This is a genomic window from Parapedobacter lycopersici, from assembly GCF_040395035.1.
Classification (GTDB): domain Bacteria; phylum Bacteroidota; class Bacteroidia; order Sphingobacteriales; family Sphingobacteriaceae; genus Parapedobacter; species Parapedobacter lycopersici_A.
In genome coordinates this window covers 1-22,413 of record NZ_JBEBRB010000047.1, presented here as the reverse complement: position 1 = coordinate 22,413, position 22,413 = coordinate 1, and the positions used below count along the sequence as shown (strand labels likewise).

At 51.8% G+C, this 22,413-nt stretch carries 26 protein-coding genes; 13 read left to right on the top strand and 13 right to left on the bottom strand.

Annotated features, from left to right (window positions below; genetic code table 11):
• Window positions 1-100 precede the first annotated feature (100 nt).
• From ABWO75_RS09985 to ABWO75_RS09975, 3 genes are all read right to left on the bottom strand, one after another.
• Window positions 101-394 (bottom strand): helix-hairpin-helix domain-containing protein, encoded by a 294-nt coding sequence (locus tag ABWO75_RS09985; protein WP_353185097.1) that lies wholly within the window; start codon window positions 392-394, stop codon window positions 101-103.
• Window positions 395-423: 29 nt separating this feature from the next.
• Window positions 424-876: a class I SAM-dependent methyltransferase gene (locus ABWO75_RS09980; RefSeq protein ID WP_353185095.1), complete on the bottom strand. Its 453-nt coding sequence runs from the start codon at window positions 874-876 to the stop codon at window positions 424-426.
• Window positions 877-952: 76 nt separating this feature from the next.
• Entirely contained in the window at window positions 953-2,008 is a 1,056-nt protein-coding gene (locus ABWO75_RS09975; protein ID WP_353185093.1) for an NAD(P)-dependent alcohol dehydrogenase, read from the bottom strand.
• Window positions 2,009-2,215: 207 nt separating this feature from the next.
• Here ABWO75_RS09975 and lipA point away from each other — a divergent pair, with 207 nt between their 5' ends.
• Window positions 2,216-3,097, top strand: a complete 882-nt coding sequence (gene lipA, locus ABWO75_RS09970; protein ID WP_353185091.1) for a lipoyl synthase — start codon at window positions 2,216-2,218, stop codon at window positions 3,095-3,097.
• 21 nt (window positions 3,098-3,118) lie between these two features.
• Here lipA and ABWO75_RS09965 read toward each other — a convergent pair whose 3' ends face one another.
• Together ABWO75_RS09965 and ABWO75_RS09960 are read right to left on the bottom strand one after the other, a co-directional pair.
• The gene (locus tag ABWO75_RS09965; RefSeq protein ID WP_353185089.1) at window positions 3,119-4,306 is read right to left on the bottom strand and encodes an MFS transporter; all 1,188 of its coding nucleotides are present in this window, start codon (window positions 4,304-4,306) and stop codon (window positions 3,119-3,121) included.
• 25 nt (window positions 4,307-4,331) lie between these two features.
• On the bottom strand, window positions 4,332-4,913 hold the full coding sequence (locus ABWO75_RS09960; protein WP_353185087.1) for a MiaE family protein: 582 nt from the start codon (window positions 4,911-4,913) through the stop codon (window positions 4,332-4,334).
• A gap of 106 nt (window positions 4,914-5,019) precedes the next feature.
• On the opposite strand from ABWO75_RS09960, the gene ABWO75_RS09955 reads away from it, so the two are divergent.
• Both ABWO75_RS09955 and ABWO75_RS09950 read left to right on the top strand, forming a co-directional pair.
• Window positions 5,020-5,412: a DUF1801 domain-containing protein gene (locus ABWO75_RS09955; RefSeq protein ID WP_353185085.1), complete on the top strand. Its 393-nt coding sequence runs from the start codon at window positions 5,020-5,022 to the stop codon at window positions 5,410-5,412.
• Between the two features lie 76 nt (window positions 5,413-5,488).
• A complete protein-coding gene (locus ABWO75_RS09950) occupies window positions 5,489-5,818 on the top strand; it encodes an OmpH/Skp family outer membrane protein (RefSeq protein ID WP_257659126.1) in 330 nt (109 codons plus the stop codon).
• A 118-nt stretch (window positions 5,819-5,936) separates the two neighbouring features.
• On the opposite strand, the gene ABWO75_RS09945 is transcribed toward ABWO75_RS09950, so the two are convergent.
• From ABWO75_RS09945 to upp, 3 genes are all read right to left on the bottom strand, one after another.
• Window positions 5,937-7,073 (bottom strand): glycoside hydrolase family 18 protein, encoded by a 1,137-nt coding sequence (locus ABWO75_RS09945; RefSeq protein WP_353185083.1) that lies wholly within the window; start codon window positions 7,071-7,073, stop codon window positions 5,937-5,939.
• 210 nt (window positions 7,074-7,283) lie between these two features.
• Window positions 7,284-7,757, bottom strand: coding sequence for a ribonuclease H-like YkuK family protein (locus tag ABWO75_RS09940; RefSeq protein ID WP_353185081.1), 474 nt, complete (start codon window positions 7,755-7,757; stop codon window positions 7,284-7,286).
• A 145-nt stretch (window positions 7,758-7,902) separates the two neighbouring features.
• Window positions 7,903-8,547 carry a uracil phosphoribosyltransferase gene (gene upp, locus ABWO75_RS09935; RefSeq protein ID WP_353185079.1) on the bottom strand — a complete coding sequence of 215 codons (645 nt, stop codon included), beginning with the start codon at window positions 8,545-8,547 and terminating at the stop codon, window positions 7,903-7,905.
• Window positions 8,548-8,759: 212 nt separating this feature from the next.
• Here upp and uvrB point away from each other — a divergent pair, with 212 nt between their 5' ends.
• The gene (gene uvrB / locus ABWO75_RS09930; protein WP_353185077.1) at window positions 8,760-10,796 is read left to right on the top strand and encodes an excinuclease ABC subunit UvrB; all 2,037 of its coding nucleotides are present in this window, start codon (window positions 8,760-8,762) and stop codon (window positions 10,794-10,796) included.
• Here uvrB and ABWO75_RS09925 read toward each other — a convergent pair.
• Window positions 10,793-10,990 (bottom strand): hypothetical protein, encoded by a 198-nt coding sequence (locus ABWO75_RS09925; RefSeq protein ID WP_353185075.1) that lies wholly within the window; start codon window positions 10,988-10,990, stop codon window positions 10,793-10,795. The genes uvrB and ABWO75_RS09925 overlap by 4 nt on opposite strands.
• A 177-nt stretch (window positions 10,991-11,167) precedes the next feature.
• Between ABWO75_RS09925 and ABWO75_RS09920 the strand changes: the two genes are divergently transcribed.
• Genes ABWO75_RS09920 through ABWO75_RS09905 form a run of 4 tightly spaced genes read left to right on the top strand, consistent with a single transcriptional unit; the run spans window position 11,168 to window position 14,979 of the window.
• Window positions 11,168-11,782, top strand: a complete 615-nt coding sequence (locus tag ABWO75_RS09920; RefSeq protein ID WP_353185073.1) for a DUF4254 domain-containing protein — start codon at window positions 11,168-11,170, stop codon at window positions 11,780-11,782.
• Entirely contained in the window at window positions 11,775-12,806 is a 1,032-nt protein-coding gene (locus ABWO75_RS09915; protein WP_353185071.1) for a glycosyltransferase family 9 protein, read from the top strand. Before ABWO75_RS09920 ends, ABWO75_RS09915 begins: the two co-directional genes overlap by 8 nt.
• On the top strand, window positions 12,803-13,927 hold the full coding sequence (locus ABWO75_RS09910; protein WP_353185069.1) for a glycosyltransferase family 4 protein: 1,125 nt from the start codon (window positions 12,803-12,805) through the stop codon (window positions 13,925-13,927). The genes ABWO75_RS09915 and ABWO75_RS09910 overlap by 4 nt, the downstream gene beginning before the upstream one ends.
• A 53-nt stretch (window positions 13,928-13,980) precedes the next feature.
• On the top strand, window positions 13,981-14,979 hold the full coding sequence (locus tag ABWO75_RS09905) for a glycosyltransferase family 2 protein (protein ID WP_353185067.1): 999 nt from the start codon (window positions 13,981-13,983) through the stop codon (window positions 14,977-14,979).
• 18 nt (window positions 14,980-14,997) lie between these two features.
• On the opposite strand, the gene ABWO75_RS09900 is transcribed toward ABWO75_RS09905, so the two are convergent.
• The gene (locus tag ABWO75_RS09900) at window positions 14,998-15,678 is read right to left on the bottom strand and encodes a class I SAM-dependent methyltransferase (RefSeq protein WP_353185065.1); all 681 of its coding nucleotides are present in this window, start codon (window positions 15,676-15,678) and stop codon (window positions 14,998-15,000) included.
• Between the two features lie 92 nt (window positions 15,679-15,770).
• On the opposite strand from ABWO75_RS09900, the gene ABWO75_RS09895 reads away from it, so the two are divergent.
• A complete protein-coding gene (locus ABWO75_RS09895; protein WP_257659135.1) occupies window positions 15,771-16,487 on the top strand; it encodes a hypothetical protein in 717 nt (238 codons plus the stop codon).
• Window positions 16,487-17,242 carry a hypothetical protein gene (locus ABWO75_RS09890; protein WP_353185063.1) on the top strand — a complete coding sequence of 252 codons (756 nt, stop codon included), beginning with the start codon at window positions 16,487-16,489 and terminating at the stop codon, window positions 17,240-17,242. The genes ABWO75_RS09895 and ABWO75_RS09890 overlap by 1 nt, the downstream gene beginning before the upstream one ends.
• Window positions 17,243-17,320: 78 nt before the next feature.
• Here ABWO75_RS09890 and ABWO75_RS09885 read toward each other — a convergent pair whose 3' ends face one another.
• Window positions 17,321-18,106, bottom strand: coding sequence for a glycosyltransferase family 2 protein (locus ABWO75_RS09885; RefSeq protein ID WP_353185061.1), 786 nt, complete (start codon window positions 18,104-18,106; stop codon window positions 17,321-17,323).
• Window positions 18,107-18,263: 157 nt separating this feature from the next.
• Here ABWO75_RS09885 and ABWO75_RS09880 point away from each other — a divergent pair, with 157 nt between their 5' ends.
• From ABWO75_RS09880 to ABWO75_RS09870, 3 genes are read left to right on the top strand one after another with little or no spacing between them, the layout of a single operon-like run.
• Window positions 18,264-19,043, top strand: a complete 780-nt coding sequence (locus ABWO75_RS09880; RefSeq protein ID WP_353185059.1) for a glycosyltransferase family 2 protein — start codon at window positions 18,264-18,266, stop codon at window positions 19,041-19,043.
• A gap of 7 nt (window positions 19,044-19,050) precedes the next feature.
• Window positions 19,051-20,334 carry a glycosyltransferase family 4 protein gene (locus ABWO75_RS09875; RefSeq protein WP_353185057.1) on the top strand — a complete coding sequence of 428 codons (1,284 nt, stop codon included), beginning with the start codon at window positions 19,051-19,053 and terminating at the stop codon, window positions 20,332-20,334.
• Window positions 20,331-21,149 (top strand): DUF5672 family protein, encoded by an 819-nt coding sequence (locus ABWO75_RS09870; RefSeq protein WP_353185055.1) that lies wholly within the window; start codon window positions 20,331-20,333, stop codon window positions 21,147-21,149. Before ABWO75_RS09875 ends, ABWO75_RS09870 begins: the two co-directional genes overlap by 4 nt.
• Window positions 21,150-21,155: 6 nt before the next feature.
• Here the strand turns inward: ABWO75_RS09870 and ABWO75_RS09865 are convergent, their stop codons facing one another.
• Both ABWO75_RS09865 and ABWO75_RS09860 read right to left on the bottom strand, forming a co-directional pair.
• Window positions 21,156-22,043, bottom strand: coding sequence for a glycosyltransferase (locus tag ABWO75_RS09865; protein WP_353185053.1), 888 nt, complete (start codon window positions 22,041-22,043; stop codon window positions 21,156-21,158).
• Window positions 22,044-22,048: 5 nt separating this feature from the next.
• Window positions 22,049-22,413 (bottom strand): glycosyltransferase (locus tag ABWO75_RS09860; protein WP_353185051.1); only part of this gene is annotated, 365 nt, incomplete at its 5' end.

The window sequence follows — 22,413 nt, the reverse complement described above, 5'->3', positions numbered from 1 at the left end:
GCGTAGGTCCCTGCTGCACCCCATTTGGCAGGGCCTCGCAATTGGTTTACCGAACAGCGCATTTTATGCGTATCACCGTAAATACCGGCGGATCAACCGATTATTTCCGGAATGAAAGTCCCTTCTCGGCCAATGCACTTTTTAGGATAGGAATAGATGCCTTGCCCATGCCGTGGAGGCTCATTACCTCCTTTTCGGTAAGTGCGGACAAATCCACCAGCGTGGTGATGCCTTGATTCGTCAACGCCCGCCTAGCCGGCGCGGCCAGCAGGGATAAAAACCCCGATTCCGGTTTAGCCATCGCTTCACATATCGGACAGGTCGGACAATCCGACGTTTTATAAAACTGATGTCCGTTTTTGCAGGTCTTCTTCTTTTTCGCTGCTATTGCCATCTGCTTTTAGCTAACATACAAACCATGTCTTACGTGTACCGCCGGTAGGCATGGAGCGGTATTTCATGCAACGGGGTTCCCCCGTCTATGAACAGCTGTCCTGTTTCGGTAAGTGCCATTGCAATACGGTGAAGTGCGCGCTGCTCCAATTCCGGATGCCGTCCGTCCAGCGCCCCGACGCGCACGGCGAAGGCGATGTCGTAGGGTTGTTCGCCGGGCAGGAGGACAAAGTCCTCCACCGCCACCCGGCGGTATTGCAAATGGCCGTCCGCAATTTCTCCGGCGGCGCTTTTAACGGCTTGCCGGATTGCCTTCTCGGAGCGGTCGATGGCCAAAACAAAACCAGAACCTACGCGGCTGGCTATTTCCCGCGCGGCCGCACCCGGGCCACAGCCTATCTCCAGTACACGTATGCCCGGGTACAGGGGGATTGCGTCCACAATGGCTGCCAACCGGGGCGATAGGTTGTTGCTGTTTTCCATTGCCCGTATTTTGCCCGTATTCAGTTATTCGAAAATCGACGGCTTGCCCATCTGTCGCTTGTCAACGGATATTCGGTTAATTTTTCAGCGATGCCATGTCAATAACAAAACGATAATGCACATCGCCTTTCAGCAAACGTTCATATGCCTCGTTAATTCCCCGGATATCAATCAGTTCAATATCAGAAGTAATGTTGTGCTCGCCGCAGAAATCAAGCATCTCCTGTGTTTCGGCAATACCGCCGATGGTTGATCCTGCCAGGCTTTTCCGGGCCGGAATCACACTGAACGCCGCCACCGGCAGCGGGTGTTCGGGTGCGCCTACCAAGGTCAGTGTTCCATCGCGTTTCAGCAGGCTGAGGTAGCTGTTAATATCATGTGAGGCCGAAACGGTATCCAGTATAAAATCCAGGCGGCCACGCTGCTGTTCCATCTGCTGCTCGTCGGTAGACAGCACCACTTCGTGTGCGCCGAGCCGCTGGGCATCGGCCTGTTTGGCCGCAGAAGTGGTAAACACCACCACGTGAGCACCCATTGCTTTTGCCAGTTTCACCCCCATGTGTCCGAGCCCTCCAATCCCCACGACACCAACCCGTTTGCCCGGACCGATACCCCAGTGCTTGAGGGGGGAGTAGGTCGTGATGCCGGCACACAGCAGCGGGGCGGTGGCGGCAAGGTCGAGGTTTTCCGGTATGCGTAGGGCAAAATGCTCGTCGACCACAATACTTTCGGAGTAACCGCCGAAGGTTTGCATCCCCAGGTGTTTGTCCGCCCCATTGTAGGTCTGGATGTTGCCTTCTTCACAATATTGCTCCAGGCCCTCCAAGCAGCTCTCACACACCCGGCAGGAGTCGACCATGCAACCGACCCCCGCGAGGTCGCCTACATGAAACTTGGTAACGGCATTGCCCACACGGGTTACTTTTCCCACAATTTCATGACCCAACACTGCTGGATAAACCGTGCCGTGCCATTCGTTCCGGGCGGTATGAAGGTCGGAATGACAGATGCCGCAGAATAGGATTTCGATTTCCACATCGTTCGCCGTTACTTCCCTACGTTGGATATTCAACGGTTTCAATGGCGCGTCAGGAGCCGCCGTACCAAATGCTTTTACGTTTTTTGTATTCATGTGTTTTCTGTATTTATCAGGTAAGCTCCAACAAAGCTATCGAAAAGGATTAATAAAGCAAGCACCACTGCCGGTCGTTTTTTCCTTCGGCTCCTGTACCCCTTTTTTGCGGCATGCGGCACCTAACCGCCATGGTTGTGTCAAAAGGTACCAACCCAGAAACCGGTGCATTCGGTTTTGATTGCAATAATCGCTAACTTTGCTGCTATGATTGAATTACCGGTTATCCCTGCACATCAAATGCCGCGCAAGCCCGATTGGCTGCGCGTCAAACTTCCTGTAGGTCAAGCATACAAACATGTCCGCAGCTTAGTCGACGAGCACAAACTGCACACCATCTGCGAGAGTGGCAACTGCCCCAATATGGGCGAATGCTGGGGTGCAGGGACAGCCACGTTTATGATCCTCGGCAATATCTGTACACGGTCGTGCTCCTTCTGTGCTGTGGCTACCGGCAGACCCCTTGCAGTCGACCTGGATGAACCCAATCGCGTGGCGCAATCGGTGAAGCTCATGCAGGTGAAACACTGCGTGATCACTTCGGTCGACCGCGACGACCTGAAGGACGGCGGCTCGACCATCTGGGCGGAAACCGTAAATGCCATCCGCCGGGAAAGTCCCGAGACCACGCTGGAGACTTTGATTCCCGATTTTAAAGGACAATGGGATAACCTCGATCGCGTACTGGCCGTACGCCCCGAAGTTGTATCACACAACCTCGAAACGGTACGCCGCCTCACCCGCGAAGTCCGCATACAGGCCAAATACGATCGCAGTCTTGAATGCCTGAGCCGTATTTCGGCTGCCGGACTACGCACCAAGTCGGGCATCATGCTCGGCTTTGGCGAAACCGAGACCGACGTCATCGAGGCGATGACTGACCTGTACAACGCCGGCGTACATATCCTTACCCTCGGGCAATACCTGCAGCCTACCAAGGCCCATCACCCCGTGGTTGAGTGGATTACCCCTGACCAATTCAAATACTATCAGCAAATCGGATTGCAGCTGGGTTTCAAGTACGTCGAAAGCGGTCCGTTGGTGCGTTCTTCTTACCACGCTGAGAAACACCTGTTTGATATGCAATAACTGCCCCCTGCAGGCGGATCATCACGACGCATTGGCTGCCGGCGATGAATCATCACCCCGCCGGTTCAGCAGGTATGTCAGTGCCAGAAATGCCACACCCGCGGCAGCATACATAATATAGGGAATCCGTTGTATTTCATCGTGGTAAACCCACCCTGCCACCAGCGCGCCAAGCCCGATACCCGCTTCCAGCGAAATATACATGGTAGCCATGGCCTTCCCGCGATGCTGCGGATGGCTCAGATCGATGGTCCACGCGTTAAGTGCGGGGGAAAGAATACCGGTCGCCACACCGTAAATGGAGGCGCCTACCAGCAGCCAAAACATACTTTTACCCACCCCCAGTACCAACAGCGACACGATGAGAACGGCCATACCGGTCTTCACCACGCTGACCCGACCGTAACGATCGGAAAGCCGGCCCGCCAAAAACCGGATCAGTAGGGATGAAACGGTAAACGCCACAAAAAACAGGCCTTTGTTGGCAATTCCCAAATGTCCACTCCAATCGGGAATTAACGTGAGGATGACCCCATATGCGACATAGGACAGGAAGGTAGCAATGGCAGCCGGCAATACCCGAAGATCAACCACGTCGTGGCGTGATATCCGTAATGCCGACCACCGGAAGCGCTGCCGGTTCGGCAACGTTTCTTTCATATTCATCAGGATGACGATGGAAAGCAGGGCAAAGGCCGACGAGCAGTAAAACAGCACATCGAGGGAGTAGCGCTGACTGATGGCGCTACCTACTGCCGGCCCAAGCGCCATACCCATGCTGAAGCACAGACCATGGATACCGGCTGCTTCACCCCATCGTTCACGGGGTACAACATCAGCCACATACGCGGCTGTTGCCGTGGGCTTGAATCCGGTGGAAAAACCGTGGATCAACCGAAGAAAAAGAAAACCCGCTACACTTCCCAGCACCGGATATAGAAATCCGCAGATGAAGCACACAATAGACCCAACGGCCATTACCGGCACACGCCCCACCGTATCGGTCAGCTTGCCGCTGAATGGCCTGGAGATGCCAGCCGTAAGGGTAAACAGCGCGATGATCAGCCCCTTATACTCCGCACCCCCCAAACTGCTCAGGTATGCAGGTAACTCCGGTATCAGCATATTGAAGCTGGTCGAGAAGAGCAGCGAGCTGAGGCAGAGTAAGGCAAACGGCAGGTTGTAAATGGGGTGCTTTCCGGTATGCATATCGTCAAACAGGGCGCTGCACCCCTTAGCCGTGAATCTGCTCTTTCCTGCCGTACGACTGGATCAGCTTCCCTTCGAAATCGAGCCATTCCGCCCAACGCCGGTCCACATCCACATCGGTACTCAGCTGCCTGGCAAAATTGAGAAAGGTGGTGTAATGGCTGGCTTCGGAAACCATCAGGTCGTGGTAAAACCCGGCCAGCTCTTTATCCTCAATGTTTTGGGAGAGTACCCGAAAACGCTCGCAGCTTCGCGCTTCGATCATCGCAGCAAACAGGAGTCGGTCAATAAACGCCATGTTGCGGCTGCCATCTTTCCGGCAGAATTTAAGCAACTGATTTACATAATCGTCCTTACGTTCCCGGCCGAGGGTATATCCCCGTTTTTTGATCCAGCCGATCACCAGCTGAAAATGTTGCATCTCTTCAATGGCAATGGCTGTTAACTCGTGTACGAGTGTATCCTGCTCAGGATTCTGTGTAATCAGTGAAATGGCATTGGAAGCCGCCTTCTGTTCGCACCAGGCGTGGTCGGTCAGGATATCCTCCAGATTGGACTCGGCGATATTGGCCCAGCGCGGATCAGTCAGCAATTTAAGTCCAAGCATAGCGACGTCGTTTTTGGGTAAGCCGCAAAATTAAGGTATTTAGTGTAATAAAAGGTGTTTATTCATCTTATTGAAAATCGTTACCTTTGCTTGATAACCAATGCGCATGAAGGTTCACCCTGTTCAAGCCTACAACGACGCCCAGGATACGGAACACCGGAACGTCTGTGACTTACTGTACCGTGAGATTAGCCGCTGCCTGCCGGATGCGGAACACAAGATCTGGCACGGACATCCGGTCTGGTTTCTCGAAGGCAACCCCATCGTCGGATACAGCAAACTTAAAAATTGCATTCGCCTGCTGTTTTGGAGTGGCCAGTCATTTAATGAGGACCGGCTGCAGGAAGAGGGCAGCTTTAAAGCCGCGGAGGCCCGCTACAATACAATAGATGAGGTCAATCTTTCAGACCTGGAGCGATGGCTTGGGAAAGCGCGGACCATTCAGTGGGACTACAAGCACCTGGTCAGACGCAAAGGAGTGCTCGAACGATTAAAATAGTTTTTCCTTCTGTATTACAAACAATTTGTTTTCTTTGCTATCTAATTGCTTATATAAATTAAATTCAAGTCAGGGTATGAAAACAAAAATTTATGCTTTACTGGCCGTCATGATGTTGGCATTTACATTCAGTGCACCGGCATCGGCCAGAACGGAAGAAGAAAACCCGGGTAATAAAACGGAACTTACCCAAGCGGAAATTGACGCAAGACTAACCGAGATGCGTGCCCGCGTAGCCGAAATCAAAGCCATGGACCGCTCAAGCCTGAGCAAGGAAGAGCGCAGGGCCCTACGGAAAGAACTGCGGGAAATGAACAGGCAGGCACGCAGCTGGGGTTCTGGTGGCGTATACCTGTCCGTGGGCGCCATCATTATCATCATACTGGTATTGATTCTGATCTTATAAAGTCCTAAAGAGTTCCCGCCTGCCGGCCCACTACATCATATTGGGCCGGCAAGCAGGAGCTTGCCGTCACTGCAGCACCTCAGCGGCAACGCACCTGTGCAGCACAATACGAAACGGCTTACCGCAACGCGGCATTGATCTCGTCCAGCAGGTATTCTTTTGGGTCGGAGCTGTATTCCCAGAACATAACACCGGCCATCCCGTGTTTTTTCACGTAGTTACATTTATTGCGTACCGACCATTCATCGTCATACGTGATAAATTCCTGTGTTTCCTTATTATAAATATAGGGAGCTTTAGCCCGGGTATCCCGGTATTTTTTATAGCCCTGCTGATTCTCCACGCTGTCTTTGAGCAACGTAAACCCACCACCCGACAGGCGCGACACCACGCTGTCGCCCAGGCCCTGCGCGGCGTCATCAGGGAGCTTATACTTCCGCCCATAAAACGCGATCCCCATCACCAGCTTTTCGACAGGTACGCCCGCCGCCACAAACTCCTGGACAGCTTTATCGGCCGAATTTGTGCTGTTCGCCTTATCAGAAGCGAATAAGTTGGTGTGGTGCCCCGCCGTCCGTCCGGAATAATCATATGTCATCAGGTTTACGAAATCGAGGTACCGCTCAGCACGGCCCATCTCAGTGCTTTCCAGAAAGCTACTGAACGCCCCCACAGCCGTGGTGAGTAATTTCTCCTCACCGGTTTCGCGTTCCAGGGCGTCCAGTTCCTTCCGCAGCTCGGCGAACATGGTTGTGAAATTCTCCTTATCCTCCGGCCGGTATACATTACCCTCATATCCCGGGCGGCCCGGATATTCCCAGTCGATGTCGACACCATCCAGGCTATGCTTCCGGATGATATCCACGGCACTGGCCGCAAAAGCCCGGCGCGCGGTATCGGAACGCACCGCATCTGAAAAATTGCCGCTCCAGGTCCATCCTCCCAGGGAAATCAGTATTTTCAGGTCGGGATTCTGTAACTTAAGCGCTTTCAATTTCCGGAAGTTAACGGTATCCGTCTGCTCATTGGTAAGCACCGCACGGTTATTCACCACATTGACAAAGGCATAATTGATATGGGTAAGTTTATTAGCCGCAACATTTTCAATATCGGCCAGGCCCCTGAAGCCGCCGACGTAGCCGATAATTACGGGCGGTTTGCCATTCGCCGGAGGCGGGGGAGTGGTCATCGGGCGGCTCACCGCAGCAGATACGAGCAGCAGCGAAATGCCAAACAAGGTACTTTTAATCAGCATGGTATTCATTGGTTAGTTAATAAGTTAAGTTAATTATAGGCCATGGCAACAGGAGTCTGTACCACCACGTGGAGTAAAGATAAGTGTTAGTTTTGGGTTGCCCTATATTTTTGGCCAAATTCTGCCATAACTGCGCCGCATCAAGCCCGATGGACAGGAGTATTGGCGGTGGTCCGGGTTGCCGACGGGATCGCCGTGTATTACCGGGTACTATTGCACGACCTTATTGGCGCAGGCTGAGCTTGCAAAGGCCTCTGGCTTGGCTTTAAACACAAAGCCCATGCTGAGAATATAGCCCATGGCATCGTGCAGCGCCTGGTTGGATTTGAACATGGGATTGGTGTTGATGTCGGCATGCACCTCCAGGTCCACATCATAACGGTCGAGCAGATCGCATAGTGGATATGCAATCTCAATCGATCGCTGCACTTCAGCCAGCATACGCTCCTTGATGGTCATTTTAACAGATGTCCGGTCCTGATGAATGTACATAAATCCGCCCTTTTTCTCACGGACAAACACGATGACGGTAGCAAACTCGGTGGTGCCGCTTTTTACTTGGGAATCGGTGCCGATACAGACTTTAAGTTTGTTGCCCAGGGCATATTCACGGGCGATACTGTTGGATACCTCATCGGCAATGGGTTGGCGCAAAGGTTCTCCGCTGAATTTTTTCCAGGTCATAAGATGGGAATTGGTGAAAGAACAAAATCAGGATAAAGATAAGTGCAAAGCTGCTTGTTATTAACAACTTAGTGTTATGTTTTTATTAACAACAACAGGGTTATTAACATGGGTGGCTGTAGTTGTCGCCCGCTTTAGCCACTGGTCATTCCTTTGCGCCGTAGGCCAGGTCGCCGGCATCGCCTAATCCGGGCACGATATAGGCCTTGCTGGTGAGTTCACTGTCAATATCGCCGACCCACAGGTGCGCTTCCGGCAGAAATGCCCGTACATGGGCCACCCCCTCTTCACTGGCGATCGCCGTAGCGATGTGCAGGGCACCAATGCGGAACGCGCCGAGCAGCTCCTGGCAGATCAGCACCATCGTTTTTCCGGTGGCCAGCATGGGGTCGGCCACAATTACCGTTTTTCCCGTGAGGTCGGGTGTGTTCAGGTATTCCCTGCGCACCTCAAATGTACCGCTTTTCTTCGCCTTGCGGTATGCCGCGATAAACGCGCATTCAGCGTGATCAAAAACGTGGAGCATACCCTGATGCAGGGGCAGTCCCGAACGGATGGCCGCAACCAGCACTGGCTGCGCGTTGAGCAGGGCGGTTTCAGCAGTACCCAACGGGGTTTCAATCTCCGTAGGCTCATAGGTTAGCGTCTTACTGATCTCATACGCCAGCACTTCGCCCAGCCGTTCCAGGTTACGCCGGAAACGCATGCGGTCCGACTGTATTGCCACATTACGCAGCTCGGCGAGGAAATGATTGGCAATGGTATGTTGTTCGGTTAAGACATGGACCATGGGCGGTGCTATTCGTTGTTTTTGCTATCTTTGTATCTTGCCTTGCGGAGGAACGGGTTCCTGCCAGCTACCTGTCCGTTCATTTGTTCTTCCGCGGCGCACACAGCCGGCGGCCGTGTGTAAATAACGATCATTATGGCGCGTTTTCCGGCAATTACTTAAACAATTATGCGCCCATATGGTTTTTGGTTTAATCGCGATTTCCCATACCTATGAAATTTAAACTGACTTCGGAATATGTGCCCACGGGCGACCAGCCGGAAGCCATCCGCCAGCTGGTGGAAGGGGTTAATGCAGGCGAATTGTATCAGACACTGCTCGGGGTAACCGGATCGGGCAAAACGTTTACTGTCGCCAACGTGATCGAGCAGACGCAGCGGCCGACATTGATCCTAAGCCACAATAAAACACTGGCAGCGCAACTATACGGTGAGTTTAAGCAGTTTTTCCCCGAAAACGCCGTTAATTACTTTGTTTCATATTACGACTACTACCAGCCCGAGGCATATATTGCGTCGACAAATACCTATATTGAAAAAGATCTTGCCATCAATGATGAAATAGAGAAACTGCGCTTACGCACCACATCAGCACTCATGTCCGGAAGACGCGATGTCATTGTTGTTTCCTCAGTATCCTGTATTTATGGCATGGGCAACCCCGAAGATTTCTCCCGGTCGGTATTCCGGTTCGGCGTAGGGACCGTCATCAGCCGGAACGCCTTTCTGCACCGCCTGGTAGAAATTCTTTACGCCCGCACAACCACTGATTTCAAACGGGGTACGTTCCGGGTAAAGGGCGATACGGTTGACGTATTTCCAGCATACATGGATGAGGCCTACCGCATTTCCTTTTTCGGGGATGAGATTGACGAGCTGGCCATCATCGATCCGATATCGGGTAAAACCCTGGAAAAAATGGAGACCATGTCACTATTCCCGGCCAACCTCTTTGTGACCCCAAAGGAAAAGTTCACCCAATCGTTGTGGGCCATCGGCGAGGAGCTGGAGCTCCGCAAAGAGCAACTGCTGCTGGATGGAAAACCACTGGAAGCCAAACGGCTGGAGGAACGGGTGAACTATGATCTTGAAATGATGCGCGAACTGGGGTATTGCAGTGGCATTGAAAACTATTCCCGGTTTTTCGACGGCCGGCAGCCGGGCATGCGCCCATTCTGCCTGCTGGATTATTTCCCCGAAGATTACCTGATGGTGATCGATGAAAGCCACGTAACCATACCGCAGCTCCGCGCCATGTACGGCGGCGATCGCTCACGGAAGATCGCACTGGTGGATCACGGCTTCCGGCTCCCTGCCGCCCTCGATAATCGGCCACTCAACTTCCCCGAATTTGAGTCGCTGGTGACTCAAACCATCTACGTCAGCGCTACACCCGGGGATTATGAGCTGCAGCAGACAGAAGGCGTAGTGGTAGAACAGGTGATCCGCCCAACCGGGCTGCTGGATCCACAGATTGAAATCCGGCCGGTCACCACCCAAGTAGACGACCTGCTGGATGAGGTGGACCTGGTAACAAAAGACGGTGGGCGGGTGCTGGTAACCACCCTCACCAAGCGCATGAGCGAAGAACTGACGAAATACATGGCCAAACTGGGTATCCGTGTGCGTTATATCCATTCAGAAATCAAGACGCTGGAGCGGGTGGAAATCCTGCGTGGGCTCCGCTTGGGTGAATTTGATGTGCTGGTCGGCATCAACCTCCTGCGGGAAGGGCTCGATCTGCCCGAAGTGACACTGGTGGCTATTCTGGATGCCGACAAGGAAGGGTTCCTGCGTTCGGAGCGTTCCCTGATCCAAACGATCGGCCGGGCTGCCCGTAACGATAAAGGCCGGGTAATCATGTATGCGGACTCCATCACAGAAAGCATGCGCGTTACCATCGATGAAACCAACCGCCGCCGTGAAAAGCAGATCCGGTATAACGAAGCCCATGGAATTACGCCGCGCACGGTGGGTAAATCCCGCGAAGCGATACTGGAACAGACGTCCGTGGCCGACTTCCGTGGTGGGGAAGCCAAAATCTATGTGGAACCCGAACCAACCGCCAGTATCGCTGCCGACCCACTGGTACAATACATGAGTAAGCCACAACTCCAGCAGGCAATAGATAATGTGCGGAAAGGCATGGAAAAGGCCGCCAGGGATATGGACTTTCTCCAGGCTGCCAAGCTGCGTGACGAGTTGTTTGCCCTCGAGAAAACGTTTGTGGAGTTGTTTGGCGAACGCTAGCCACCGACAGTCCTGTTCCACAAAGAAAGCCGGAAATAACCCATCAAACGCATTGCCACAATCCGCGCTATGGCCCCGCTTGCCCACAATTCAAATAACCCCTCCAGGTGCAGGGGTATCATATTGTACATAAAGTGTACAACATTGTCCACAAATCCCAATTCCCTCAGGAAGGGGCGCAAGGTTCTTTTCAATCAGTAAAATAAACCAAACACACTGATAACAAGATAGATAAATACATTAACCACGCAAGCATGAATTAACATTGTAGCGTTTCGGCATCATATTTCGTAGTATACCTAAAACGGTGTTTAACCGGGTCCGACCGGAGCCGGTCTTGCAGATACGAAGTTCATTTTAGCGCAACGATTATGATCAGTGAAAAGGCAAATTATATTTTCGAGCAGGCCATAGCCGACTACCACGTATATGACGCGACGGACCATCCTATAATCAGGCCCTACTTTAATCACCCGCTGGAAAACCTATTGTATAAAAAATGCTGGATTGACACGGTCCAATGGCACCTGGAAGATGAGATACGCAATCCGCACATCGATCCCATTGTTGGCCTATCGCTGAAACGCCGGATCGATGAATCCAACCAGTGGCGCACAGATGTGGTGGAAGAAATCGACAGCTTCTATTTACACTATTTTACCCATGTAAAGCCCCGCAAAGACGCCCGCGTCAATACCGAGAGTCCGGCTTGGGCACTGGACCGTCTTTCAATCCTCTCCCTGAAAATATATCACATGCGGGAAGAAACCGAGAATACGGACGCTTCACCGCAGCACATTGCCTCCTGCATGGACAAGCTGATGGTGCTGCTCCGGCAGCGCAAGGACCTCTCCCGCAGCATCGATGAGCTATTGGAAGATATCCAAGCCGGACGGAAATACATGAAGGTATATAAGCAGATGAAGATGTATAACGATCCGATGTTGAATCCGGTGCTGTACGCCCAGGCCAACTCCAATGCATGAAAAGGCCTGCATCGTCGTGTTCCGGTTTTCGGCGATGGGTGACGTGGCGATGGCGGCAGCCGTTGTCCGCGATTTCTGCGCACAATACCCGCAGATTACCGTTATATTCGTGAGCCGGCCGGCCTATCAGTCTTTTTTTTCCGGAATCCGGGGTGTTACATTTCATCCGATCCATCCAGGCACCGACCACCGTGGCGGGCGTGGCTTATATCGGCTGTTCCGGGAATTAGCCGCTTACCGGCCCCTTGCCGTGGCCGACCTGCACCGCAATATCCGCAGCCGCGTATTAACGGCATTTTTCCGGTTACGGGGTATCACCGTTCGCCACATCGATAAGGGCCGCAAAGAAAAAAAAGCGCTTACACGCAGCAAACAACGGATTCTGCGCCCATTGAAACCAACGGTTGAGCGCTATGCCGATGTTTTCCGGGCACTTGGATATTCCGAGTTTACCCTACCTGCGAAGCTGCAAAAGCAGTCACGCCCGCTTCCTGAGCTGGCAAGGCGACTGTTTGCTGATCCGCAGTCTGCCAAGATTGGAATTGCGCCGTTTGCCCAGCATGCCGCCAAAACCTACCCGCAGGAACGCATGGAAGCCGTGATTGCTTATTTGACCAAGCAGGGACACGACGTCTTTATTTTCGGAGGCGGCGCGACGGAGCAACAGACCGCAGCGGCCTGGGAAATCCGCCATCCCGGGGTGACCAGTTTAATCGGTCGGTTTCCACTGCAGCAGGAACTGGATATCATTGCACATCTCGACCTGATGCTGACCATGGATTCTGCTGGTATGCACCTTGCTTCGTTGATGGGTGTGCGGGTATTATCGGTTTGGGGCGGCACGCATCCCTATGCCGGATTCCTGGGGTACGGGCAGCGGATGGAAGATTGCATCCAGGTAGACCATCCCAATCGACCCAGTTCAGTGTATGGCAATAAGCCCTGCATCTGCGATGGCAAAGACAGCATGGAACTCATCGAACCACAGCTGATTATTTCCCACTTAAACGCATTGGGGTTATGAATATCGGTTACGATGCAAAGCGGATTTTCCACAACCGGACAGGCCTGGGTAACTATGGTCGCGACCTGATCCGGATATTGAGCACATTGCACCCGGAACATCGGTATTGGTTATATAATCCGGGGCTATCGGACTCCCCATTATACATACCGGATAATGCGCAGGTGATCCAACGGCAACCCGCCACATTTTTTGACCGGAAATTCCCAGGGTGGTGGCGACGCAGTCGTATTGGTAATGACCTGCAACGTGACGGGATATCCCTGTTTCACGGGCTGTCGGGTGAATTGCCGGTCGGATTGCGTCGGAAGGGCATTCGCCAGGTGGTCACGGTGCACGACCTTATTTTTATGCGTTACCCCAAGTGGTACCGATCTTTCGACCGGCAGATTTACTGGAAGAAATTGCGCCATGCCTGTCGGAATGCGGACAAAATCGTTGCCATCAGCGCGCAGACCCGTAGTGACCTGGTGGAGTTTCTCGGCATCGATTCAGCCAGCATACAGGTCATTTACCAGGGGTGCGACCCTGTATTCCGGCAGCCGCATGATGCCTCCAGCCAGGCCGACGTCATACGTAAATACCGGCTTCCCCAGGACTTTATCCTGAACGTAGGGACTATTGAGCCCCGTAAGAACGTGCTTTCGGCCGTAAAAGCGCTGAAGGGTACCGATGTACACCTGGTTATCGCCGGCCGGGCCACCACACCGTATGCCAACGACGTGAAAGCGTATGTGCAGCAGCATGGGTTAACGAACCAGGTAACGTTTATCCACGGCGCATCCACGGCAGAGCTCGCCATGCTGTACCAAGCCACCAGCCTTTTCATTTACCCTTCGCTGTATGAGGGCTTCGGCATTCCCATCATTGAGGCGTTATCGGCCGGAACACCGGTTATTACCACGCGGGGTGGCTGCTTTCCTGAGGCCGGTGGTCCGCATACCTGGTATGTCTCACCGGATGATGTGGAAGAAATCCGACACGCCATTACCACCCTGCTGACGGATACCGCACTGCAACGGGAAGTGGTCGCGGGTGGACGGGAATACGTACGCCAGTTCGAAGATCATACGCTGGCCGACCAGTGGATAACGCTGTACCAGGAAATCATTTCGACGTAAAATCAACATTTTCTTATCTTCGCGCTGACGATGACCCACTAACCAGGACATGCATGGCGGACGAAAAGAAAAGCATTTCAGTACTTATACCGAATTATAATGGGCGTCAGCTCCTGGAAAAGCACCTGCCTTATACCTATGCAGCACTGGAAAATGCAGGCGTCCCATTTGAAATCATTGTGGTGGATGACTGCTCCACCGACGACTCGGTATCGTTCCTCCGGAGGTATTACCCGGACATCCGGCTACTGGAAAATCCGGTAAACCGGGGCTTTTCCGTTACCTGTAACCGCGGCATTGCGGCAGCGCAGCACGAATTGCTGCTGTTGCTGAATTCGGACATTCAGCTTACGGGCGATTATTTTGCCAATCAATGGCCCTGCTTTATGCATGAAAACACGTTCGGTGTTGCCGGCCAGATCATCGACGCAACAACCGGTGCAACCGGTAACGCCGGCCGGCTGCTGAAAAAATACCGGTACCGGATCAATACCAAACGTTTCTTTAAAACCACCACGCCCGGCAAACCCGTACCCACGGTACAGCTTTCGGGGGCCAATGCCCTGGTGCGGACCGACCGGATCCGGCTGTTAGGCGGGTTCGACGAAATCTTTTCTCCCTTTTACTCGGAAGATACGGACCTCAGCCTGCGGGCATGGCGGATGGGCTGGACCTGCTACTATGATTTCGGGTCAACCTGTACACACCTCGGCGCCTCCACCATCAAGGCCAAGCACTGTAGGCAGGAGATTAAAAAAATCTATTATCGCAATAAATTTATACTGAATGCCATCCATCGGCGAGGCGTGCCCGGCACCGGGTTCAGTATCCAACTGGTCTGTTTTGACGTGCTGCCCAAGCTCCTTGCGGGCAAGACCTGGATCTGGGATAGCTTCACCGCTTACAGGCGTTACCAGGCGGCCGTTATGGATTCCCGTGAGCACCTGCGGGAGCTGATGCAGCGCCAGGGTCGGCAAATTGAACTCGCTGACATCAATCGGCTGGTATTGGACGCTATTGCCGCCGAGGGACACACGATAGTCCGGTTGTAGCCGGGCGGCTGGCAATGGTCAACTATCGAAAAACGAATGGGCATGCCCGGCCGGTTTCAGGTTCAGCCACTCGCTTCGCGAACGGTCGAAATCCGCATAGGTAAAGTCGGCAATTTGTTCGGGTGTATAAGACAGCATCGATTCCGGTGTCCCTTTGGTAATCACGCCAAGGCCATGATCGCAATCCAGCACAAAGACGTGAACATCCGGCCGGGTACTCCGGAGGTAAAGGATCGTTTTCCAGACATCCCCGTTCCACTGACCGGTGAAATCACGGGCCTTCCACGCTTCGAACGAATCCGCTGCTTCCGGGGTAAGCGGGTTACAGTCGTGCATAATGATCACCCCGTTGTCGTCCAGGTAACGCAACGTATTTTCCACATCACGCAGCGCAAATTGATACTCGTGCATGCCATCGACCAGCGCAATGCCTATTTTCCGGTGTGCAAAAAGAGCGGGGGCATCCTCCGCGAAAAAGCGGTCGCTGGTTTTCCGGAAATACCGGTTAAAGAGGTTGTAAGGATTCAGGAGAGTCTTGCCCAGCTTCCGCAGGACATCGAATTGAAATGCCGGATCAACGGCAATTTTAAAGGTGGCTTTCACACGGAACAATACTTTGCCGTTGAACACGCCAATCTCCAGGTAATTGTTTAGCTTGCGCTTCCTGATCAGAAGCCGGATTAGGGATATTCGATTCATTGTGGTTGGTTAGTGGCCTAAAGCTACACAATATCATTTAAGAATACGTCATTTCGATTATTTATGTAATTTCGCTGCACAGTCGTCCACCCATGTGCAAAGCAATTGTCATTACGCCGGTAAAAGATTCCATTGAAAATACATTGGAAACGATTAAGGCTATTTATGCCAGCCAGACCAGCATAAAACATTTGGTTTACAATGACTTCAGTACTGCAGAAACCAAGCATACACTCGAAGAAAACCAGGCGTTATACGGGTACGAGCTGATTCACCTCGAAGACCTCACCGACACCCCCTCCCCGAACTATAAACTGGTGCTGCAGGATGCCCAGCGGCGGGCGCTGGAAGCCGGACTGCCACTGATCGTCGTGGAGTCGGACGTGGAAGTGCAGGGGGCCACCTTTACGGAGCTTCTCGATTTCCTCAGCCAGCACACCAGCATCGGCCTCTTGGGGGCAATCACCGTAGGGCGCGAAGGGGAGATCAATTTTCCTTATCTGAAATTCAGGCGTTACACCAACCACCGGGGGTATATTGATACCCGGAAAAGCCTCAGTTTTTGCTGCACCCTGATGTCTGTCGAGTTGCTCAGGCGATACGACTTCGGCTTGCTTAAGCCGTCCAAAGACTGGTTTGATACGTTTATTTCCAAGCAATCACTCGCGCTTGGGTTTAAGAATATCGTGCTTACCGGCACGCGGGTGCTGCACAAGCCGCACGGTAGCCGGCCGTGGAAGCAACTCAAATACAGCAATCCGATTAAGTACTATTTTTTTAAATTCATCAAACGGCGCGACAAAATCTGATGAATCTTGAAGCCATTACAACGGTAAACGGTGTCCGTTTTGTGGTGTGGTGCTACTGGTCGGGCAGCGCAATGACCCCGAACCGCGCCCGGAGTTTCGACCTGCTGAAGCAGCACGTGGGGGTGCCGGTTTTTCTGGTTACACCGGGGCGTATTGATGAATTGGAAGTGGATGGACACCCCATTCACCCCGCATTCCGATACCTAAGTGCCGTTCATCAGTCGGACTACCTTCGCATTTACCTGTTGCATCACTACGGTGGTGCATGGCACGATATCAAAGCCACCAATGTATCGCTGGAACCGGCATGGGCACATTTCAGCGACCCTGCGGTTTACCTGGTAGGTAGACCCGAGCGGGCAGGCGGACCGGCAACTGTATACGATGCGGAAGGGCGCTGGATGCCCGATTACTGGCAGGACCTCATTTCCGTGACGGCATGGGTCGGCCGCGCAGGCACCCCGCTGACGGAGGCATTATACCGGCAACTGCATCAACTGCTGGATACGCATCTCGCGCAGTTAAAGGCTCATCCGGCAAAGCATCCGCGGGAAAAAAAGATAACTGCCCGGAATCCGTTGCACGCATTCTTCATTTGGGCAAAATGCCAGTTTACCGGCAGGAACAGCCGTTACCCGTTACCGTGGACCGTCTTTGGCAATATTTTCCATCCGTTGAATTACCGCTTCAGGGAACACATCCGGCGCGACCTGCCTCGGGATGAGGTAAAAAATGCGGGCGTTTACCACCGGTAGGAAATGCCGCATAGCCGGACCGCTATATGTCCCTCCGGACAGGCAGCGACACCGATTGTGGTGTGTGCACCGTTGTCTTTAAACCCGTTTTAACAACCCCAATGTTCTTAACAGGGTATTATACCGCTTGGAAAGCCGTTTCTGAAAACGAAGCGGGCCATTCAGCTGATCGTAAATGAAATCACGATGCTTGGTGTTAATGTAATGGATGATCTTGCGCTTGCGTTCATCGGTCATGCCTTTTCGCCGTGACGTGGAACGGATACGGTAATAAAAACCCACTTTGGGCAATTTCACCACCCGACCACCATCCTTTAACATGGAAATCCAGAATTCCCAATCTTCGCGGCCCCACACCATGTCCTCGGAATATCCGCCACAGGCTTCCCAGTCGGCCTTGCGGTAAATACCGCTCACAAAAATCATGTTGTTGTGGGCCAGCAATCCCAAACTGAATGGCTTCAGTTTCCATGGGCCTTGCTTTTCGCCAAATTTCTCCGCTTCGCAATACACGACCTTTACCCCCGGATCACGCTGCAATACCGTTACCGCATCGGCGATGTAGTCCGGCGAAATCAGGTCGTCCGCATCCAGTGGCAGAACATATACCCCTTTCGCCTGGCGGATGCCGTTATTGCGCGCCTTTGACGGCCCGCTGTTCGGCTGGTGGATGTACCGGACCGTCGGATACTGCTGCTCCAATTCGCGGCCGACGTTGCCCGAATCGTCCGTCGATCCATCATCAACAATCAGAATTTCGATATCGGGGTACGTGGATTGCCGTACCGATTCCACCGTCTGCCGCAGAAATGCTGCATGGTTGTAGCAGGGAATGACGACACTGAAGGGCTCGTAATGATTCATGCCATGAGCAATTTGGGTCCGTATTGATGTACAAAAGTAGCATTTATGCCCGTAACCCGGATAATTGGAGTCTGTTTTGAGAAAATGGCGTGTTTCTTGCGGCCGGTGTATCGGATTGGCTCTTGCATTCGTTTCTAATGTAGTCCGATCATCTTGCATGAAAGTAGCTTTATTAATATCAACATACAACTGGCCTGAAGCCCTTGAAATCGTATTGCTGAGTGTACTCCGCCAAAGCCGGATGCCGGATGAGGTACTGATTGCCGACGACGGCTCGGATGAACGCACCGCACGGCTTATCGAAACCTATCGCACGGAACACCAGCTGCCCATCAAGCATGTTTGGCATGAAGATCAAGGATTTAGGAAAAGCATCATCCTGAACAAGGCTGTTAAACAGGCATCGGCCCCCTACGTGATCGAGATCGATGGTGACATCATCCTGCACCCCCATTTTATTGCCGACCACCTCCGGGCTGCGGAGCGGGGCTATTTTGTGCAGGGCAGCCGGGCGATGATCGGCGAACGGAAATCCGGGGAGATTCTCCGGACGAAAAAATGGAATATCCATGCGTTTGCCCGGGGTATGACCACACGGTTTAATGCGATCCGGTTTCCCTTGCTGTCGGGACTGTTCAAGACGGACCCGCAAAGCTCCCACAATGTAAAAGGGTGCAATCTTGCTTTCTGGCTGGAAGATTACGTCCGGATTAACGGTTATTACAATGGCTTTGAGGGGTGGGGTTGGGAGGATTATGAGTTTGCCGAACGGCTGATTAATGCCGGCATCAGGAAAAAACGATTGAAATGGGCCGCCGTAGGCTACCATATCTTCCACGCGCTTTATTCCAGGGGCAATTTTGAACCAAACGAGGTGATTTACCGGGAAACGGTGAATAAGAAACTCGACTACCGGCAGCCGGGATATGAAAATTGAAAGCAATATGAGGAAACCTAAAATTGCCATGATCGTTCAACGCTATGGAAAGGGGGTAAATGGCGGAGCTGAATACCATTGCAAAGTACTGGCCGAACAGCTGGCACAGCAATGTGATGTAACGGTTCTGACATCGTGTGCGCTGGATTATCATGTGTGGGAAAATGTACTGCCTCCGGGGGAAGAGATTATTGACGGTATCCGCGTTTTAAGGTTTCCTCAAACAGGTAAACGGAATAAAAAGGTACTGCGGAGAATACATCGAAAGTTCAGAAAACGCCGATTGTATCAAAAAGTGTTGAAATCTGTCGGCTTGTTATCCACGTTCGAGCATTGGTTTCCGGCGACGGGGGTTGTTACGGAAGCGGAGGAATTTGCGTGGGCAAGCAATCAGGGACCATATCTGCTGGAACTAATCGAATTTTTAAAAGATAGCCATCATCAGTTTGACGCCCTCCTGTTTTTTACTTATTTGTTTTATCCAACGATCTATGGGTTACGGGTTGCCCCGCAAAAGTCCATTTTAATTCCCACCGCACACGATGAGCCACCGATCTATTTTTCGATCTTCCGGAAGGTATTTGATAAACCCAAAGCCATTCTTTTCAATACCTTGAGTGAGCGTAATTTTATTCACCAGCGCTTTGGTAATCAAGCCATATATCATGACATAACGGGGGTAGGAATCGACGTTCCCAAATTCAAGCGTGTCGATGTTACCGACTTTGTCCACCCCGACGAACCGTATCTGATTTATATCGGTCGCATCGACCGGGGAAAGGGTTGCCGCGTGCTGTTCGACTTTTTTCTGAATTTCCTCGACAAAAATCCTTCCTTTAAACATTTAAAACTCGTGCTGGTGGGTCAGAAATTCATGGATATACCAGCAAGCGCCAATATTGTTGCCACGGGGTTTGTTTCCGAAGATTTGAAATGGTCGTTGCTCGAAAGCGCCCGGGCGTTAGTTATTCCATCATTATATGAGAGCCTGTCACTCGTAACATTGGAAAGTATGGCAATAGGTGTTCCTGTAATTGCAAATGAACGCTGTGAGGTGCTGAAAAACCACATAACGGATAGCGACGGCGGGTTACTTTATGAATCCTATGCAGATTTTGAAAAGGCGCTCTTTACCCTGTTTGATCCAACCTTCGATTTGGCTAAGATGAAGCGCCTTGCGGCTGATTATGTCAATGCGCGTTATCAATGGGAACCAATTGTGCAGAAAACAATGGCCGCGATCGCTTACGTAGGGGATGAACATACGGCAAAATGGGAAATAAACCAATGAAGTTATTTAACGCGACCGATGTCTGTGTGGTGATTCCGATCTTTAAAGAATACCTTACGGAAACGGAATCCATTTCTTTCCGGCAGTGTATTCAAATCCTGCATCGATACCCGATATTAGTGATCAAGCCCCGCTCATTAAACCAGGCCCTGCTGCCTTCCGGAATCACAGCAGCAGTGGACTTCGACGACTCCTATTTTTCCGGATTGGCTGGCTATAACCGCCTGATGCTTAGTCCGGAATTCTACGGCGCATTTGCCGGCAGCTATCGGATGATGCTCGTATATCAATTGGATGCTTTTGTTTTTAAAGATCAGCTGCTGTACTGGTGCAACAAGGGATACGATTACATCGGCGCCCCCTGGCCCCACGAGGTGGCTCCGCCGGATCTCGTCAAGAAAGCAAAAGTAAAACTGCGTCATTATTATGCGATCAAGACGAACAGAATAGATAAGGAAACGCAGCTTCCCCATCGATATCAGATTGAGGGCAGCGTCGGCAACGGGGGCTTTTCATTGCGGAATATTCGGAAACTTTATGACATTTCTGTTCAGGAAAGGGAAACCATTGACCGCTATTTATCACACAACCATCACCATTATCATGAGGATATTTTCTGGGGAGTAGAGGTTAACCGGAAACAGAGACAGTTACGCATACCGGATGCCGGCACCGCTAAAAAATTCTCCTTTGAAAATTTTCCCGAAAGATTGTACGCGGAAAACAGCTACCAACTCCCTTTCGGATGCCATGCCTGGGACCTGCATATCGAATTTTGGCGACCGATATTTAAACGGATCGGCTATCTTATTTAGGCCGGCTTATAAACGATATGTCCGCTTTTTAACGAGTTCAAGATGTAATTTAAGGAAGGTTGCCCAGCCCGTCAGCTTCACGATCCGGGAGCCCCATAATAACCGAAGCCGTTTTATTTTACTTAATCCGATCTGCCGGGCAATATGCAAGAAGAAGCGCATGTTGCGTTTCTCCAGAAATTTCAGCTGCTGCTTGGTTAACTGTACGGTCATTATGGGGAGCAGATGCTCCCATTTACGCTGCACACGCAGGGTGGCTTCAAACCAATCGGCACCGTAATAACCTTCGGAGAAGTGGGTAATTAAAAACTGGTTTGTTGCCATGACGTCATAATGCTGGCCGATCGCAAGGGAAATATCAATGTCATATCCATGAAAGCCGGTCAGCAGGGTTTCATCAAATTCATGGTTGAGCATGATACTTTTCCTGCTGCATAACAGCACCCCGTCCAGTGCGGCGACTTTTTTTAGATTCGATTCATAGTCGAGGCTGTGATCGGTTACCGGCCTGTCCATATCATATTTGAAGTGCTGGATTACGCCAATCTGGTGTAACCAATGATATCCATCGTAGCAAAACCAGCTCGATGGTGCCCGGCTTTTATATGCACCGCCGGCCACGCCCAGCAACCCTAATTTGCTGTTGGATTCAAATGCAGCGGTTATCCATTTTCCCCAGCCCATTGTTTCAAACCGAACATCCTCATGCACAAAGCAGAGCAATTCAAACTGTGCCCTTTTGGCCCCTTCGTTATAAATGCTGCAGATACCGCGTTCGCCTTTTGCGTTTTCAATGGCAATTAGTTCATAAGGTATCGCTATCGTCTCCTGAATGTTGCTTTTTACTTTAGACAACGCCCGGGAATCCACACTTGCAATAATTATCGAGACCATAAAAGCTAAAGACTATTCGTTATGTCATCCAATAAACGATTGAACCTTTCCATTTGCGACCGCTTCGAAAACGGAAACTCCGGCTTTTCCTGTTTTTCAGTCTTAGGGCCACGGTGTTGGTGCATCAGGTGTTTCATTTCCCGTATAAAATCCGCGATGTTCCACGACGGCACAATGTGTGCATTTGGTGACGTGATCACCTCATCGGCAGCGCCGAAATCAAAGCATACAATGGGGATATCCAAATACGTAGCTTCCGCCGCAGTCAGCGAAAAGGACTCCTCCTTGGAAGTGATCAGGAACCCATCGGCAAGCGCCATATATTGATAATATTGATCGGTTTGCTGTCCGGCGAAAATCACCCGGTCGG

Coding starts and splice junctions, on each gene's coding strand:
- ABWO75_RS09985 (WP_353185097.1), bottom strand. CDS start 394: ATGGCAATAGCAGCGAAAAAGAAGAAGACCTGCAAAAACGGACATCAG.
- ABWO75_RS09980 (WP_353185095.1), bottom strand. CDS start 876: ATGGAAAACAGCAACAACCTATCGCCCCGGTTGGCAGCCATTGTGGAC.
- ABWO75_RS09975 (WP_353185093.1), bottom strand. CDS start 2,008: ATGAATACAAAAAACGTAAAAGCATTTGGTACGGCGGCTCCTGACGCG.
- lipA (WP_353185091.1), top strand. CDS start 2,216: ATGATTGAATTACCGGTTATCCCTGCACATCAAATGCCGCGCAAGCCC.
- ABWO75_RS09965 (WP_353185089.1), bottom strand. CDS start 4,306: ATGCATACCGGAAAGCACCCCATTTACAACCTGCCGTTTGCCTTACTC.
- ABWO75_RS09960 (WP_353185087.1), bottom strand. CDS start 4,913: ATGCTTGGACTTAAATTGCTGACTGATCCGCGCTGGGCCAATATCGCC.
- ABWO75_RS09955 (WP_353185085.1), top strand. CDS start 5,020: ATGAAGGTTCACCCTGTTCAAGCCTACAACGACGCCCAGGATACGGAA.
- ABWO75_RS09950 (WP_257659126.1), top strand. CDS start 5,489: ATGAAAACAAAAATTTATGCTTTACTGGCCGTCATGATGTTGGCATTT.
- ABWO75_RS09945 (WP_353185083.1), bottom strand. CDS start 7,073: ATGCTGATTAAAAGTACCTTGTTTGGCATTTCGCTGCTGCTCGTATCT.
- ABWO75_RS09940 (WP_353185081.1), bottom strand. CDS start 7,757: ATGACCTGGAAAAAATTCAGCGGAGAACCTTTGCGCCAACCCATTGCC.
- upp (WP_353185079.1), bottom strand. CDS start 8,547: ATGGTCCATGTCTTAACCGAACAACATACCATTGCCAATCATTTCCTC.
- uvrB (WP_353185077.1), top strand. CDS start 8,760: ATGAAATTTAAACTGACTTCGGAATATGTGCCCACGGGCGACCAGCCG.
- ABWO75_RS09920 (WP_353185073.1), top strand. CDS start 11,168: ATGATCAGTGAAAAGGCAAATTATATTTTCGAGCAGGCCATAGCCGAC.
- ABWO75_RS09915 (WP_353185071.1), top strand. CDS start 11,775: ATGCATGAAAAGGCCTGCATCGTCGTGTTCCGGTTTTCGGCGATGGGT.
- ABWO75_RS09910 (WP_353185069.1), top strand. CDS start 12,803: ATGAATATCGGTTACGATGCAAAGCGGATTTTCCACAACCGGACAGGC.
- ABWO75_RS09905 (WP_353185067.1), top strand. CDS start 13,981: ATGGCGGACGAAAAGAAAAGCATTTCAGTACTTATACCGAATTATAAT.
- ABWO75_RS09900 (WP_353185065.1), bottom strand. CDS start 15,678: ATGAATCGAATATCCCTAATCCGGCTTCTGATCAGGAAGCGCAAGCTA.
- ABWO75_RS09895 (WP_257659135.1), top strand. CDS start 15,771: ATGTGCAAAGCAATTGTCATTACGCCGGTAAAAGATTCCATTGAAAAT.
- ABWO75_RS09890 (WP_353185063.1), top strand. CDS start 16,487: ATGAATCTTGAAGCCATTACAACGGTAAACGGTGTCCGTTTTGTGGTG.
- ABWO75_RS09885 (WP_353185061.1), bottom strand. CDS start 18,106: ATGAATCATTACGAGCCCTTCAGTGTCGTCATTCCCTGCTACAACCAT.
- ABWO75_RS09880 (WP_353185059.1), top strand. CDS start 18,264: ATGAAAGTAGCTTTATTAATATCAACATACAACTGGCCTGAAGCCCTT.
- ABWO75_RS09875 (WP_353185057.1), top strand. CDS start 19,051: ATGAGGAAACCTAAAATTGCCATGATCGTTCAACGCTATGGAAAGGGG.
- ABWO75_RS09870 (WP_353185055.1), top strand. CDS start 20,331: ATGAAGTTATTTAACGCGACCGATGTCTGTGTGGTGATTCCGATCTTT.
- ABWO75_RS09865 (WP_353185053.1), bottom strand. CDS start 22,043: ATGGTCTCGATAATTATTGCAAGTGTGGATTCCCGGGCGTTGTCTAAA.